14 protein-coding genes, 1 pseudogene and 1 riboswitch are annotated in these 15,956 nt (G+C 40.2%); of the genes and pseudogenes, 6 read left to right on the top strand and 9 right to left on the bottom strand.

The window, feature by feature from the left end:
* Positions 1-16: 16 nt before the first annotated feature.
* Positions 17-445 carry a hypothetical protein gene (locus J7338_RS07305; protein ID WP_210796434.1) on the bottom strand — a complete coding sequence of 143 codons (429 nt, stop codon included), beginning with the start codon at positions 443-445 and terminating at the stop codon, positions 17-19.
* Between the two features lie 540 nt (positions 446-985).
* The gene (locus J7338_RS07300; RefSeq protein WP_210796433.1) at positions 986-1,159 is read right to left on the bottom strand and encodes a hypothetical protein; all 174 of its coding nucleotides are present in this window, start codon (positions 1,157-1,159) and stop codon (positions 986-988) included.
* Positions 1,160-1,858: 699 nt separating this feature from the next.
* Between J7338_RS07300 and sbcB the strand changes: the two genes are divergently transcribed.
* Positions 1,859-3,304, top strand: a complete 1,446-nt coding sequence (gene sbcB / locus J7338_RS07295) for an exodeoxyribonuclease I (RefSeq protein WP_210796432.1) — start codon at positions 1,859-1,861, stop codon at positions 3,302-3,304.
* Between the two features lie 78 nt (positions 3,305-3,382).
* Here the strand turns inward: sbcB and J7338_RS07290 are convergent, their stop codons facing one another.
* Complete coding sequence (locus J7338_RS07290; protein ID WP_210796431.1) at positions 3,383-4,264, bottom strand: NAD(P)-dependent oxidoreductase; 882 nt, start codon at positions 4,262-4,264, stop codon at positions 3,383-3,385.
* Positions 4,265-4,386: 122 nt separating this feature from the next.
* Between J7338_RS07290 and J7338_RS07285 the strand changes: the two genes are divergently transcribed.
* From J7338_RS07285 to J7338_RS07275, 3 genes are all read left to right on the top strand, one after another.
* Positions 4,387-4,908, top strand: coding sequence for a glutathione peroxidase (locus J7338_RS07285; RefSeq protein ID WP_210796430.1), 522 nt, complete (start codon positions 4,387-4,389; stop codon positions 4,906-4,908).
* Positions 4,868-5,854, top strand: coding sequence for a 2-hydroxyacid dehydrogenase (locus J7338_RS07280; RefSeq protein ID WP_210796527.1), 987 nt, complete (start codon positions 4,868-4,870; stop codon positions 5,852-5,854). The genes J7338_RS07285 and J7338_RS07280 overlap by 41 nt, the downstream gene beginning before the upstream one ends.
* Before the next feature lie 606 nt (positions 5,855-6,460).
* On the top strand, positions 6,461-6,997 hold the full coding sequence (locus tag J7338_RS07275; RefSeq protein ID WP_210796429.1) for an AAA family ATPase: 537 nt from the start codon (positions 6,461-6,463) through the stop codon (positions 6,995-6,997).
* Between the two features lie 283 nt (positions 6,998-7,280).
* Here J7338_RS07275 and J7338_RS07270 read toward each other — a convergent pair whose 3' ends face one another.
* From J7338_RS07270 to J7338_RS07255, 4 genes are all read right to left on the bottom strand, one after another.
* Positions 7,281-8,255 (bottom strand): transposase, encoded by a 975-nt coding sequence (locus J7338_RS07270; protein WP_210796428.1) that lies wholly within the window; start codon positions 8,253-8,255, stop codon positions 7,281-7,283.
* Between the two features lie 397 nt (positions 8,256-8,652).
* Complete coding sequence (locus J7338_RS07265; protein WP_210796427.1) at positions 8,653-9,132, bottom strand: zinc-ribbon domain containing protein; 480 nt, start codon at positions 9,130-9,132, stop codon at positions 8,653-8,655.
* Between the two features lie 5 nt (positions 9,133-9,137).
* Positions 9,138-9,554, bottom strand: coding sequence for a biotin/lipoyl-containing protein (locus J7338_RS07260; RefSeq protein ID WP_210796426.1), 417 nt, complete (start codon positions 9,552-9,554; stop codon positions 9,138-9,140).
* 138 nt (positions 9,555-9,692) lie between these two features.
* Positions 9,693-11,015 carry a sodium-dependent transporter gene (locus J7338_RS07255; protein ID WP_210796425.1) on the bottom strand — a complete coding sequence of 441 codons (1,323 nt, stop codon included), beginning with the start codon at positions 11,013-11,015 and terminating at the stop codon, positions 9,693-9,695.
* Positions 11,016-11,230: 215 nt separating this feature from the next.
* Between J7338_RS07255 and J7338_RS07250 the strand changes: the two are divergent.
* A pseudogene (locus J7338_RS07250) lies at positions 11,231-11,494 on the top strand (4'-phosphopantetheinyl transferase family protein); the annotation flags it as partial.
* On the opposite strand, the gene lysC reads toward J7338_RS07250, so the two are convergent.
* Complete coding sequence (lysC, locus tag J7338_RS07245) at positions 11,479-12,882, bottom strand: lysine-sensitive aspartokinase 3 (RefSeq protein WP_210796423.1); 1,404 nt, start codon at positions 12,880-12,882, stop codon at positions 11,479-11,481. The pseudogene J7338_RS07250 and the gene lysC sit on opposite strands and share 16 nt — an antisense overlap.
* Positions 12,883-12,959: 77 nt before the next feature.
* Positions 12,960-13,131: riboswitch (Lysine riboswitch) on the bottom strand.
* A gap of 114 nt (positions 13,132-13,245) precedes the next feature.
* Entirely contained in the window at positions 13,246-14,493 is a 1,248-nt protein-coding gene (gene nhaD, locus J7338_RS07240; RefSeq protein ID WP_210796422.1) for a sodium:proton antiporter NhaD, read from the bottom strand.
* Positions 14,494-14,671: 178 nt separating this feature from the next.
* Here nhaD and J7338_RS07235 point away from each other — a divergent pair, with 178 nt between their 5' ends.
* The gene (locus J7338_RS07235) at positions 14,672-15,952 is read left to right on the top strand and encodes a hypothetical protein (protein ID WP_210796421.1); all 1,281 of its coding nucleotides are present in this window, start codon (positions 14,672-14,674) and stop codon (positions 15,950-15,952) included.
* Positions 15,953-15,956: the final 4 nt, after the last annotated feature.

Raw genomic sequence — 15,956 nt, 5'->3', positions numbered from 1 at the left:
TAATTTTACGACAACATTAACATGACTGAGTCAGCTCGCTGCAATATTTATGCTCTTTAGCACGCATCAGGTTATGAGAAACCATTGAGCTTTCAGCAATTTGTGCCGCTTCGTATAAATCAGAAAGACCAGCTGCATCATTGTTTGCCATCATACGTGACACACCACGGTTGCTTAATGCAAATGACGTTAGTTCACGCACTTTCATACGTGGGCCATTACTTTGCTTTAGCAATGCAATTGCTTTTGTACAAATTTCATCTGCTTGCGCATAATTTTTTGATTTAACATTCAACGCGCAGCTGTTAAACGACAGCTCAAGTGGTTGTGGTGCCGTAGTCGTTTCAATAACCATTAATTTATAATCACTGCCACCAGCCATAGCAGCTGCTGAGCAAGTTAGTAATGAGCCAAGTGCAATAGTTTTGATGAGTGATAGTTTCATGATTATATTCCTATTTGCCTATTTGGTTTGAGTCGTGTCATGTCGTCTGCGTTGCCGACAACTGAACATTAGAGTGTTGGCTCAATGTCGACAAACGATAAAACTAAACCCGATAGGTGAAGAAAATTAACCTATAAACTTTAGTCTAATCACTTTGTCATAGTCTTACGTAGCCCGCGCTGTAAACAACTTTAAAATTGCCCTGTTTGAAGCCAAAGCAAGGAGCTGTATGCAAGCGAGCAAAACGACGCTGATAATGACCTACTTGTGCTGAAGAACCGCAACAAAACCATGATGGATGAAGTGATCATTTTATTCTTTTTTGGGTTGCTTGTTGTGTGTCACTTTACCCCCGCTATGCAACCTTAGATGCACAAAGGTTGGCAGGTCATGGGCTATAACGGCGCGCCCTGGTACTTTGAATTTGTGATTGTAGGTATTGTCGTTTCAACGCTTGAGTTAATGCGATTGTTTAGAGCGTTTTGGGAGAACAAGGGAAAAGGTAATAAAAGCGCTAGTTAGGAGCTAGCGCCTATAGCTTTAATTTTGTGATTTATCAATTTTTGAAATTAATGTATCAAGTACCATTAAGTCATTAGCTTTTTCCATATATTCATCACTATCTTCATCAAGTAATTTTAGCTCTGCTGTTTCTTTTTCAATCTGATTCTTGAGGGTACTTTTTATTAATCTAAGTTCTAATTGTGAAAACATAATTATCCTACTTCTTGATTTGGTACACCGATAAAACAAGGAATAGCCATCGAATCTAACTGATCAGTTCATTGTTAGCAATGTAATTATAAAGGGCTAAAGAAATTTAGCCCTTACATCTCGTACCTTAATATGACTTTTTTTTCCGAGACTAATGTATTAACCTTAGTTCTAACAATTTATAAAAAAACCGAAGGACAGGTATTGATTTCATAGATAAAGAATGGGGCTTCGAAGTCTCGAAAGAGACGTGTAAGTAATTACATTCGTGGCTAAAGCACACTCCTACTTATAGGGCCAAAAAGCTCAACAACAATTTAAATGTTGCTTTTAATTTAGAGCACTGATTTATAAAAATTTTAACGCTGATACTCACCCTTATTTTCTCGACCAAAAAACGCGCCAGCAAGCTTAACGCCTACGATAATGCTCTTGTAGCTCGCAGTAAAACTTTTCGGGCTAAAACTCAACCTACAATTGAATGCATTCATAGTTATGAGTTTTTAAGCAGGCTTTTCTTTAAATGATTAATTAGGTTTCGCAACACTCAAGCCAAGCTACCTGCGAGAGTATGATTACCATCATTTCATCATCCAAACCTATAAACTCCTGCGCCCATATGCCATAATCTAAATAATTCATGAATTTAGTAACTTGGCGGTATTGCAACCGTTTCAAGCTAACTTAAAGGGTTTTTAAATGGCTTATCAAGAGCAAAATCAAGCAACTATTTTTTGGCACGATTATGAGACCTGGGGGGCGAGTCCGCAAAAGGATAAGCCGAGCCAGTTCGCGGGTGTTCGGACCGATCTTGATTTAAATATTATTGGTGAGCCGCTGATTGAATATTGCAAACCTGTGGCTGATTATTTACCGCATCCTGAGGCATGTTTGATCACCGGTATTACTCCACAAGTGGCGATGCAAAAAGGTTTAGTTGAGGCTGACTTTATTGCTAAAATTCATGCTGAATTTAGTGTGCCTAATACCTGCGTGGCTGGTTATAACAGCATTCGTTTTGATGACGAAGTAAGTCGTTATAGCTTTTATCGTAACTTTTATGACCCGTACGAACATGAATACAAAAACAACAATAGCCGCTGGGATATTATTGATTTAGTGCGAGCGTGTTATGCACTGCGCCCTGAAGGCATTGAATGGCCGTTAAAAGAGGACAATAGCCCAAGTTTTAAACTTGAGCATTTAACCGTTGCCAATGGCATTGAACACGCTGCGGCTCATGATGCGTTATCTGATGTAACCGCAACAATTGCTTTGGCTAAACTAATAAAAGAAAAACAGCCTAAACTGTATAACTTCTTTTTTAGTTTGCGCGGTAAAAAAGCCTTAGCTGAGTTAGTTGATGTATTTAACATGACGCCGCTAGTGCATACTTCATCACGTATTCCTGCTACCCAAGGCTGTACCAGTTGGATTGCCCCGATGAGCTTTCATCCAACTAATAAAAATGCAGTAGTGTGTTTTAACTTAACCGAAGATCCACAGGTATTACTCGATTTATCAATTGAAGAGTTGCGCACCCGCCTTTATACCAAGCGCAGTGAGCTTGCCGATGATGAACTTCCGGTTGGCTTAAAACTGGTACATTTAAATAAATGCCCTATTTTAGCGCCTGCTAAAACCTTATTACCTGAAAACGCCGCGCGTTTAGGCATTGACCGTGAACAATGCTTAAAGAACTTAGCAATATTAAAAGCCAACCCAAGCCTTCGCGATAAAGTAACCGAGGTATTTAACGACAATCCCGACTATGGCAAAACCACCAATACTGATTACATGCTCTATGATGGTTTTACCAGCAACGCAGATAAAGCTAAATTTGCCATTATCCGTGATGCCAGCCCTGAGCAATTAGCGGGAATGCAGCTTGATTTTGAAGATAAAAAGTTTGATAACTTATTGTTTAAATACCGTGCCCGTAACTGGCCACAATCACTTACTCAAGATGAACTTGATCAGTGGCGTCAATATTGCCAAAACAAATTAATGCATGGTGAAGATCAACCCTCGATCAGCGCACAAGATTTTATGATCACCCTTGAAAACCTTGCCCATGAACACGATGATAACGAAAAGAATTTAACGATTTTAAAAGCGCTTTATAACTACGCGCAAAGTATGTAAAACGTGAAGCTGTAAGCTGCTTAATAAACGAAGCGCCTTAGTCAATATGATTAAAGGCGCCTAGTAACAATTTTAACATTACTTTTTATGCAGTGCTTCGATACGGGCGAGCAGGCTTGATGTGTCAAAACGCCCACCACCAAGTGCTTGTACGTCAGCGTAGTACTGATCGACCGTCGCGGTCATTGGTAAAGTGGCACCATTATTTTTTGCTTCATCTAACGCAATACCTAAATCTTTACGCATCCAATCAACAGCAAAACCAAATTCGTACTCACCTGCCCACATGGTTTTGTAACGGTTTTCCATTTGCCATGAACCAGCCGCACCTTTTGCAATCGTCTCAATGACTTTTTCGCCATCAAGGCCTGCTTGTTTGGCAAAATGTAAGCCCTCGGCCAAGCCTTGCACAACGCCCGCGATACAAATTTGATTAACCATCTTACACAACTGCCCAGAGCCAACTTCGCCAAGTAACTGGCTAAAACGGCTAAATGCCGCCATAACTGGTTGTACTTTTGCAAACACTGCTGCGTCGCCACCAGCCATGACTGTTAATACACCATTTTCAGCGCCAGCTTGACCACCCGATACTGGCGCATCAATAAACGTAATATCTTTTAGTGCCGCATTAGCGGATACTTCGCGCGCAACTTCGGCTGAAGTCGTAGTGTGATCGACTAAAATAGTGCCTGCTTGCATACCTTTAATCACCCCGTCAGCACCATAAACGACTGAGCGTAAATCATCATCGTTACCTACACACATAAATACGATATCTGCATGTTCTGCGGCTTTTGCTGGCGTTAATGCCACCTGACCTGCGTATTTCTCTGCCCATTGCTGAGCTTTTGCTGTGGTACGGTTATACACGGTTACTTGATGACCGGCAGTTGCTAAATGACCCGCCATTGGATAACCCATTACACCTAAACCGATAAATGCGACTTTCATTGACATAAAATTGACCTATTTCAGTGGTAACTTAAAAAGATAATTTGATTATCTCAACCGAACAGTAAAAAAGCGAATGAAAAAGTCTTCATTAAATTTCTTCATGGACGACATTAAGTAGGTAACCTATGGATAGCATATATCAATTCAGTGCTCCGCTTTATAACGGCGAAAATTTTGCCTTAAGTCAGTTACAAGGCAAAACGATTTTAATCGTCAATACCGCCAGTAAGTGTAACTTTTCAGTGCAGTTAAGCGCACTCGAAAAACTATATCAACAATATAAAGCGAATGGTTTTACTGTGCTGGCATTTCCGTGTAATCAATTTGATTACAATGAGCCAATAGACAACATTGATATTAAAGACTTTTATCAACAACAGTTTAATGTTAGTTTTCCTGTGTTTAGTAAAGTAATGGTCAACGGCCCTGATGCTCACCCGTTATTTAACTATTTAAAAGCACATACCCGAGGAATTGCACAAAATCGTGCTATAAAATGGAATTTCACCAAGTTTCTAATAAACTCTGAGGGACAATTGGCGGTACGTTATGCACCGCGCACTAAACCCGACACCTTGAAACAGGTCATAGAGAGTAATATTAATGATGCAACTAACGGTAGCGCTTTTCAGTTCGCAAAAATATGAACATGCATCTTTTGATGCCTGTTTAAACAATCAAACACGCATCAAATTAACCCATTTTGAGCAATCTCTTGATGCGAAAAGTGCCATACTCAGCCAAGGCTTTGATGCTGTATGCGTATTTGTAAACGATATCGTTGATAAAACGGTTATTGATCAGCTTGCTCAATTCGGCGTGAAATGTATTTTATTACGCTGCGCTGGCTTTAATAACGTTGACCTAGCTGCGGCACATGCCCATAACATCAAAGTATGCCGAGTACCCGCTTACAGTCCTGAGGCAGTTGCAGAGCACTGTGTGGCATTAATGCTTACCCTCAATCGCAAAACTCACAAAGCCTATAACCGTATCCGTGAAGATAATTTTGATTTAAATGGCTTGCTTGGCTTTAACTTATTCAAGAAAACCATTGGTATCATTGGCTGTGGAAAAATTGGCTTGGCTTTAGTAAATATACTCAATGGCTTTGGTGCAAATGTATTGGTTTGCGACCCATATGCAGTACCAGGCAATTATACAATTTGTGATCTAGACACTTTATTAAGTCAAAGCGATGTGATCTCTTTACACTGCCCGTTAACCGAGCAAACTCATCACATGATCAACGAACACGCTTTTGCCAAAATGAAGCAAAGGGTGATGCTTATAAACACTTCCCGCGGCGCATTAGTTGATAGCAAAGCCTGTATTGGCGCACTTAAAACTAAAAAATTGGGTTTTTTAGGGCTGGATGTGTACGAACAAGAGTCAGAACTATTCTTTAAAGACCGCAGTGATGAAATTATGCAAGACGATGTGTTTTCGCGTTTGGTAAGTTTTCCAAACGTACTGGTCACCGGCCACCAAGGCTTTTTTACCAAAGAAGCATTGAGTGAAATTGCGCAAATCACCGTAAATAATGCACTTGAGTTCGCTAATAACCAACCACTAAGTAATGAAGTTAAATAAGAGGTTGATTTAGGTGCTAGGTAAAAGTTTAAAAACTAAGGCAGAAAAAATCAACCAAGTTAGCTTGGCTTAAGCCTGTTAAGTTGCATAAGCTGAAGTAACAAATATCTGTTCTAACACTTTTAACCAAAAAACATAGGGGTCAGGTTCGTTGCTTCAAAAAAACATAGGGGTCAGAAAACATAGGGGTCAGGTTCGTTGCTTCAAAGAAAACATAGGGGTCAGGTTCGTTGCTTCATAATACTACTCAACACTACTCATATACCAATACCTGAACAATCATGACAAAGTATTATAAAGTAAGTGATCTTACCCCTATTTTTTATGCCTCATATGATGTTTTTGTTCATCAGCTCCCACTTACTTTTATAAAGAATGCTAGCGACTTCCTCCAAACTATCTCTCGCGATTTAGCCCTTGCCATTTGCGAGTGTCTATCGTTTAATAACAGCATGTTATTTAAGCGGTGATCTTCCTACAGAGGACTTTCACCTCATAAGTCAATACCCATGTCGGGCGTACACAAAGCGCTGCACGCGGATAAATTACTCGCTTCGCTCCTAAAAATTCTGGTGAGTGGGCCGTTAGCCGTCTATGGAGTTCTATTTGAACAATCGAATTATTTTTACAGGTGGACCTGGCTCAGGTAAGACCTCAGTTATCGAGCTGTTATGTCATATGGGGTACCAAAGTGCACCAGAAGTTGGGCGTAAAGTTATTCAAGCCCAAGTAAAATCGGAAGGTAGTGCATTGCCTTGGTTGGATAAGACAGCATTCCGAGATGAAATGGTTCTTGAAGAAATCAACAATTACGAGAACTTTGGTGATGCTGAAATTACGTTTTACGACCGGAGCATAATCGATTCGTATGGGTACAGTAAACTTGAATGCCTAACTATTTCGGAACTTTTGTTGGTTAAATGTCGTGAATTGGGTTATTGCCGTAAAGTTTTCATTTTCCCTCCTTGGGAAGAAATCTATGAAAATGATGCTGAGCGAAAGCAAGATTTTGATGAAGCCCTTGCGACATATCATGAAATGATGAATGCCTATACAAAGTTCGGGTATGACTTAATTGAAGTTCCAAAGGCATCAATTAAAGAAAGAGTACAGTTCATCGTTGGTCAATTAATCGACGGCTAATCGGGTAGCCAGAGGTCTCTAACCTCCAGCCCCCACACCACCCATCATGAACCGAACTAAAAACTAACGCACAACTAACGCACAACTAACGCAGACAGCCACTCTTATTGAACAAGCAAAACTGTGTCACTAAATTTACTCTTTTAGGCTAAAATATATCTTTTGCTACTTGGTTACTTTCACCTCATCCATTAAATGGGTCATTGTCACTATTAAACCTAAATTACATGCATGACAATTACTGCATGATGCAGTTTTAAATTTTTACTGAGTAGTTTGATCCTCATGCAAGTAACTTTTCACAGTTACTCATATTCGCTCTTCGTTTCCTTCCTAAATTATCACAATAGCTTTCATGTGACGAAGGTCTTCCAACAGCGCCATGGAACACGCGGGTAAATTGCGTTGTGAGTTTTAACCAGTTCTCTGGGCTAATATTGACTCGCTCTAATAAAGGAAGGGATGTGTTTTCAATGTATCCTCGCTTATCTTCTCGCATTACACAGCCCGTTAATTCAACAAGTTCAAGGTACGATTTAAGCTCAAACGGGAGTCCTTTTGGCATTCTTTGACGTGGCATCCCTGCAAAACGTAATAGCTTTTTAGGTTGCTTGCCTGTTGATGCGCTTTCAATACGTTTTTGTACGCTGGTATAGATTGATTCTTCTGGCGTGTTGGCTATTTTTGCTCTTATTGGGTTTAAATCAACATAGGCCATACAGGCTGCAAGTGCAGCTTCATCTAGTAGAGCTTGTGATTTAAAGCGACCTTCCCAGAATCGGCCTGTGCAGTTATCTTCTTTATTGGCTCTGCGGGCAATATCTTCATTTAACAACCGCATAAACCAGCTAATACTGGATAACCGCTCTCGATATTGCTCAACCGTTTGATTAAAAAAGATGAGCTCTGATTTACTTAATTTTTCACCTTGCAGATACTTTTTCGTCAATAACGTACCTTTACACAGCTTATGCCAGCGAATAACAATCGCTTTATCATTAAGTCTATTGGCTTTTTTATCATCAACATACAGTACTAAATGCGTGTGGTTACTCATCACTGCATACGCACACACATCAATGCAAAACACCTTAGCCAAGGCGAGTAGTTTATCTTCTACCCAGCCTCTGCGGTGCTCATAGGACTGACCTGTAAAACGGTCTTCACCGCATAAAAAAGCACGGCGTACACAGCGTGAAATACAATGATAGTACTTTGTATCAATCAAACTTACTTGACGCTTTCTTGCAATTGCCATGGAACACCCTATTTGTTTTTCATACTAACTTAAAGCTAGTAAAAAATAGGGGAAATACAAACTTTAGGATGGGTGTCATCTTTGTTCTTTCATTTGTTTTTCATACTAACTTAAAGCTAGTAAAAAACAGGGGAAATACAAACTTTAGGATGGGTGTCATCTTTGTTCTTTCATCTTTTTTCATCTTTGTTCTTTACATCTTGACTTCAGACTTACTGCCTTAACGCTCATAGCACATCTGTAACAGTCAGACTTGGTTGTAATGGGGCAGAAACGAGTTACGCCTGAAGGTCTGATTTTGGCACATCTGTGACAGCCAGACTTGATTGAGTCCTATTTATCGGTTCTGACAAATCAAGTTAAGACGTAATCACATAGGTCCCTTAAATACGTCTACTTACATTTTACGGATAGCATTTATTTTATTAATCTTCTTAATAACTCCTGACTCAAAAAGTTGCTGCGCGCTGGACTTGAGCAATTGAGTTTCCTCAAGCGTTATATGCTCTTTAATGATTAAGTTTGCATAGGTAGTTTGCAGCCGGTTTATTGCACGGGTTTTCTTTCTGCATTCAAAGCACTTTGTCGCATGTGCATCAATCCAAAACTTTAATTCTTCAAACCAATATTGCTGCTCTTTAGCAAAAAATATAAACGCTCTATGGCAATCGACACATTGCTCTTCTATATCAACATAGAGTTGCCTTGGATATAAACTGTCACATTGCTTTTCGATAACTGCGGGGATTGCCGTCTCAGGAAAGTAGCGAACACTTTTATACCACCAAAAGGCATTATCGATTTCTTGCTTTGTATAACGATTACCAGAGAGGATTGGCTCGCTGCCATATCTTGGGTGGTTTATATAATTGGTCATCTTAGCTATTGACCCAGCACAAAAAGGATGGCTAAAGCGCCGAGTGCTAGAGCAATAATTAAACCTATATTTAGTTTACTAAATAATGGTGAAGCAATAGCGTCTTCTTCTGCTGAGCCGCTTACTGACGGTTTACTGTCATGGGTTTGATCTACTGTTGGTCTTGCTGGCAGTTCGCTGTCTGCAAGCTGCTGTAAAGTCATTACAACCTGTTCAACATTAACATGGTCGCCATTTGCAATCGTTATATTCTCAATAATGCCACTGCAGTCGGCCATTATTTCTAAAACAACCTTTTCAGTTTCAACATCAAATAACACATCACCGGCATAAACGAGTTGGCCTTCACTAACATAAAGTTTAGCGATATCTGCTGTGTGTATTGAGTCTGGAAGCGTGGGTACTTTAACATCTATGTTCATAATTCCTCCTTGGATATAATACCAATCGACTTAAGTATTTAACCATTCTAGCGAGCGAGCTAAATGGTCAGTAACTTAAAACGATTGGTATAACACTATGTATTAACAATTAAAACTAAAAAACTGACAGCTAAATTATCAACCAAACGCGACATTAGCGAACACGGCGCTCATCAGTATCGGACACACATAACGTATGTACTGAGCAAACCAATAACGCATGCCACTTGCAGCCTCATTTAATTGATTACCACGGCGCCACAACCACCCTACAGTGATAAAGTAAAATAAGCCCATAAGCGGTAATTGATACTGAGTCAGTACCATGATCACTAAACCAAATAGCCAATCAAAATTGAAAATAATCAACGATGACGCGGCTAAAACCGTTAAGCTCACTAAAAACGTCGCTTTTTTACGCTCTACTTGATGGTTTTCAACTAAAAAAGCCACTGGAATTTCAGTTGATGAAATAGTCGATGTGAGTGATGCAATCGACATAAGTACAAAAAACAGTAAACCAACCAATAAGCCAATTTCGCCCATAGTATTAAATAACTGCGGTAGAATTGCGAAAATTAGTTGCCCTTCTCCCACTAATTTTCCACCACTAAATACTTGCACGCCATTGTGCTGCGCCACGTAAATTGCAGGAATAATTAATAAACCCGCTAAAAAGGCAACCCCTGTATCAAGTAACGCTACCGACGCGGTTAACCGCGGCAAATTAGCATCAGGCTGCAAGTACGAGCCATAAATCATCATACAACCGACACCCAGTGACAGTGAAAAGAACGCCTGCCCCATTGCCGCAATAATTAAGCCTGGATCGAGTATTTGGCTAAAGTCTGGCACTAAATACGCAGCAAAGCCTTCACTTGCGCCATCAAGCGTGGCTATATAAGCAATTAGCACAACGAGTAACACCAATAGCATCGGCATTAACCGTCGCGACCATGTTTCTATGCCAGATTTAACACCTTTGAGAATAATACTCGCAGTGAGGATCAGCATCAGTGGTGTAAATACAAAATTACGTGCCATCGAATCCGTGTGTAAAAACGTACTGACGGTGGTAAATCCAAAAAAGCTAGTAATGGGTTCAAAGGCATAAGCAAGCATCCAACCTGCGACAATTGAGTAAAAACTCAGCATTACAATCGCACCGGCTAAACCTAAATAACCAGCAGCAGCGCCTACTTGCGGTGCTTGCTCTTGCCATGCTTGTCTAAGTGCTTTAACCGGATTAGCTTGCGCTTTATGACCTAAGTACAACTCAGTGTATAAAGCTGGCAAGGCTAAAAAAAAGATAACTATAAAATAGACTAGTAAAAACGCGCCGCCGCCATGATTTGCCGCTTGCGTGGGAAATCCCCAAATATTACCTAATCCAACTGCAGCGCCAGAAGCTGCTAAAACAAAGCCAAGGCGGCTTTGAAAACCATCACGCAATTGTGCCATACATCTACAAATCTGTTATTATTTTCATTATTGTGAATTAAACCATATTTAACTCTCACAGAGTAATAAATTTGCCTTGGCTTAATTAACCAGCGCACAACCGCACAAAATATAAACATATTTGTTCTTTTATCACTTTAATTGTGGATTTTATGCCTGCGTTATTTTTTCAACAGCAACTCGTTATCACCAAACACAGCGTGCAGCCGTTCAAATTGCATAGTTGTTTATCCCACTCTAATGGTTTTGTGGGTGCTGCATTAAATGTAGAACGAATTGAATTTGGTTTTGATATTGAAAAAATAAACCTGAAGCGCCCATTTGCAAAGCTCGCTAAGCATTTTTATCATCTTGATGAGGTAAATTTAACAGCGCTGAGTTGTCAATATCATGAGTTTGATATCAGTGTGGTAAGTGACAAGAGCACTGACTGGCAGTGCTCTGTGGTAAATTCACCGCCCAATTACGCGGCGTTTTGAACTTCTAATAAACGGCTGTGGATCGCTTGCACAACAAAGTCTGACTCGCTCTGCTCCACTAAAAAGCACAGGTTATGTTTACTTGCGCCATGACAAATTAAGCGAATATTAAAATCGCTTAATACATTCATTAAGTTAATTTCTTGCTGACGTAATTGAATTTGTGAACCAATTAATGCCACTAAGGTTAAATTGTTCTCAACCGACACGTGGCAAAACTCCGCTAACTTATCAAGGCATTCTTGATCAAGCTCAGGACGCGAGGCATTTGGTGCATTATCTAAAGTAATTGCAACACTTATCTCTGAGGTAGTTACCAAATCAACCGAGATATTAAACTCACTTAAAATTGTAAACACGTGGGCTAAAAAGCCACTAGCTAAAAGCATTTCGGGGCTTTTTAAGGTTAACAATATTTGATTTTTACGCTGCGTGACAGCACGAATTCCGGGGATTTGTGATTTCTCACGTTCGATCCAAGTACCACCACGTTCAGGCTCACGGCTAGAACCAACAAACACACTAATATGGCTGCGGCTCGCAGGTAAGATAGTTGCCGGATGTAATACTTTCGCCCCAAAGGTAGCCATTTCGGCCGCTTCATCAAAACTTAAACGCTCAATCGGCGTAGCCTTAGCACATAAGCGCGGATCGGTGCTAAAAATGCCCACGACATCAGTCCAAATGTGCACGCTTTTAGCGTTTATAGCTTCGGCCAGTAATGCCGCACTGTAATCTGAACCACCACGACCAAGTGTGGTAGTTTGACCATGTGCGTCGCTGCCTATAAAGCCTTGAGTTACAATAACCTGTTCAGCTAATAACGGAATTAAATGCTCTTTTGCGGCCATTGCTGTTGCAGTTACATCTGGGGTTGCTTTAGAAAACTGGCTATCAGTTTTAAGCACTTGGCGTACATCAAAACGCACCGCATTTAAGCCATTTAAACGCAGTACCTGAGTAAATAAATAGGATGATAAACGCTCACCAAAGCTCAATAACTCATCATGTTGTTGCTTTGATTTTAGTGGCTCACTGGCAAGTGATTTAAAAGCTTTAATGGTTTCATCAAAGCCATGAGCTAAATCAGCATCCAACGACAGTTCATTTAAAATAGCGTCTTGAATAGCAATAACGCCAGCAATGTTCTCATTGCGCTCATCTGCTGATAAATCTTTTTTACATAAGGTCACAAGGTGATTAGTCACTCCTGCGCTGGCACTGACGGCCACTACTCGTACGTTGTTATCGGCTACAATAATTTCACTGCAACGGCTCATCGCTTCAAAGTTAGCCACACTGGTGCCACCGAACTTTGCGACTACGTAGTCTGATTTTTGATTTTGTGCTGACTGTTGCAAGTTAGTTGCAGCTAATTGGGTATTCATGTCGTCTCCTTTTGTGGCATTCATACCACGATAAAACAAGAAGAACTTGGCAAGGGGGTGCTCAATAAGAAAAGTCCACTGCCAGAAGCTCTCCACCTAATTGGTGACAGTTTTGAGGATTCAGCCCCATAAACCGAAAAACCACTGTGACGTCCAGTTGCTTTCCTCGGCGAGTACTTCCCTCTTTAATGATCACAGGCATACGTCGCCTCACATTAAGTACCTAAGTACCGCACCTCTTCTGAATGTTAGATTAATTACGTAAATTATTAGCAATTAAATAACAAAACCCGCTATTAAGCGGGCTTTGAAAGTTATCGTTTAGACGTCTAGCTGTCAAGTTGTTTTAAATAATAAAAGCAATTAAATAAAGCTACCTGCTAAATACGATCCCATATAACCGACTGTATAAGCGATTAATAAATACACCGACATACGTAAATAACTCATAAAGGTAAGCGCTTTTACTTTACTCATAGCGATAATACCGGCAGCCGAGCCAATAATAAGCATGGACCCCCCCACCCCAGTTGCATACGTAAACGACAACCATTGTTGTGGACTCATAACTATTTCAGCTTTAAGTAACGCAGCCGTTAGCGGTACGTTGTCAACCGCAGCTGATAATATACCCATTAAATAATTAGCGTATTGTGCTGGCATTAACTCGTAAAGATGAGTGAACTTAGTGAGCATACCGACTTCTTTCAGGGCGCCTACAAGTAATAATACGCCAACGAAGAACAGCAAAGTGTCGTATTCTATTTCGCGAATGTAATCGATGATTTTTTTATTCACATCTTTTTTGCGCATTAAAAATTGCGCGACTAAAAACATCAACGACAAACCAAATAAGAAAGTTAACAAAGGCGGCACATGATAAAGCACGCTTAACGTTAATGTCCCAACAATCGTTGATAAGAAAATCACTGCAATAGTGATATCTGTTTTCTCAATGCGGCGGTCCTCTTGTTTGGTAAACTCAACTTGGCCGTTGAGTCCAAATGACAGCATAATGGCCAATAGCGCCACGCTAAATAACGCAGGCACAACCAACAATAGCAAGTGACCAATGGTAACTTTGTCATCAAGGAAAATCATCAAGGTAGTAACATCACCGGTAATTAACGACACTCCGCCCGAGTTCACACTAAAGATGATAAGCGTAGCGTATTTAATTAGCTTTTTCGGATCGAGTTTTAACGACATCACCACCGCAAGGGAAATTAATGTGGCTGTGATATTGTCTGAAATCGACGAAAATAAGAAGGAGAACCCGCCAATCAAAAACATCAGTTTGCGTTCGCTAATAGCACTGGGCATTATCTTATGCACAATATTTTGGATAAAACCTTTGGAGTTCAAATAGGCTACAAAGGTCATTGCAGCCATTAAAAACAACCAGAGTGTGGCAATCTCTAAAATATTGTGGTCAAGTTGATGTTGTACGTTTTCGGGGCTTTGCCCGTGAAGCGGCGAGATAAATAAGATAATCCAGCATAAAGTACCAAAGAAAAGCGTAGTTTTGGCCTTGTTTACATGGATAATATCCTCTATAACGATGAGCACGAATGCTAGCGTTATCAGGGTTAGGATAATTGCAGATACCATGGTGTTTGAACAACCTTTATAAAAATGTAAAAATTGTATGTTATGAGCCGCAGGACGACACGGCGCGCAGTCTAGCACCAAAGACTGTATAAAACTATTGCAAATTCATCTTTATAAGACAAATCGCTGATAGTCTGTACCTAGGCTATACAGTATTAATTAGAGTTACTGGAGCTTTATGATCCCAGCTAAAAAGTTACTAAATACCCTCACAGAGCATTGGGGAATGTTAGAACTGCTATTTAAACGTTTTAAGATGGCTGATTTCAGCTTAAAAGACGTACAAAATGCGATCAAACAAAAACAGCCAACGTGGTCCAATGAGCGCATTTACAAAGAAACCAACCGCCTTTTAAACCAAGATATTATTATTCCCTTGGCTAAATCGTCACAACTTGAAATTAACCGTGCAATTGCAGATTTTGCCACTTTTTTATTGCAGGAAGAACATTTAGGCTTGGCGCAAGAAATTAGCGTGCTGGTTGAAGATTTAGCCCGTTTGGGTAACCGTTTAGACAATGCCGGTAGTATTGAAGACTACGACGAGATGCGCCGTTTTAGCCGCATTATGGATGATCGGGTGCGTAAAATAATGAAACTATTTGCCCACAACGAAAATGCCATTTTAAATATTGTTGAACAAGCAAAAGCTAATAATGCGGTGCAATCATTACAAAAGCGTTATCAAGCGGTGATTGAAGCGTTTGATGAATACATTGAACCAATGCTTGAAATGGTCGATATTCGTGGCGATTTTCATGCTTGTTTTAATACCATCGAAACACAAATCAGTACGCAAATCGAATATATTGAACGCAGCGGTAAAGCTTATCAAGATAAACGCATGCTTGAACGATTACGTACCCGAATTTTAGAAATGCATTTAGTTGGTCGCGAAAGCCTGCGTAAAAGTGCCGATATGCTAATGCCACTGCGTGAAGAGTTGCGCCGTAATAATATGATCACTCGTCAAGCAGCTAAAGTACTTGGTTTAGTACGTAAAAATGGCGTTGATAATATGCTCAGCGCCGTACAACCACATTTTGTCTCCGACACGCAGCGGTTCTCATTGGGGCAACAGCGCCATATGGTCGCTTATATGGCTGCACTTGTTGAGTTTGAACACAGTGAATACGAACTTCCAGATCAACAAGATGTGCCTGCTTTTGTTACGCCCAATATTCCAGATTACAATAATGTTAAAGCAAACTTTAAAAAACGCTTCAATGCTAAACGTAAAAAGCCACAACCATTATTGACCTTTTTAGAGCAAAGCTACCCCGACCTTGAAGCCGACGAAATGCTGTTTTTATATCAAAAGCTGGTAAGTGACACCGATATTGAAATCAATCAAAGTGATGAAAAAATGCGCGTAAAAATTGCCGGGCAACATTTTTCTCTTTTCCCTTTTAATTCTAAGCCTATTGACTCTCAGCAAACACCTACAGTGGATGAGTAACCGT

The sequence above is a fragment of the Pseudoalteromonas ostreae genome (assembly GCF_018069805.1).
Taxonomy (GTDB): domain Bacteria; phylum Pseudomonadota; class Gammaproteobacteria; order Enterobacterales; family Alteromonadaceae; genus Pseudoalteromonas; species Pseudoalteromonas ostreae.
The sequence above is the reverse complement of the archived record's forward strand: the minus strand, read 5'-3'. Positions and strand labels throughout refer to the sequence as shown.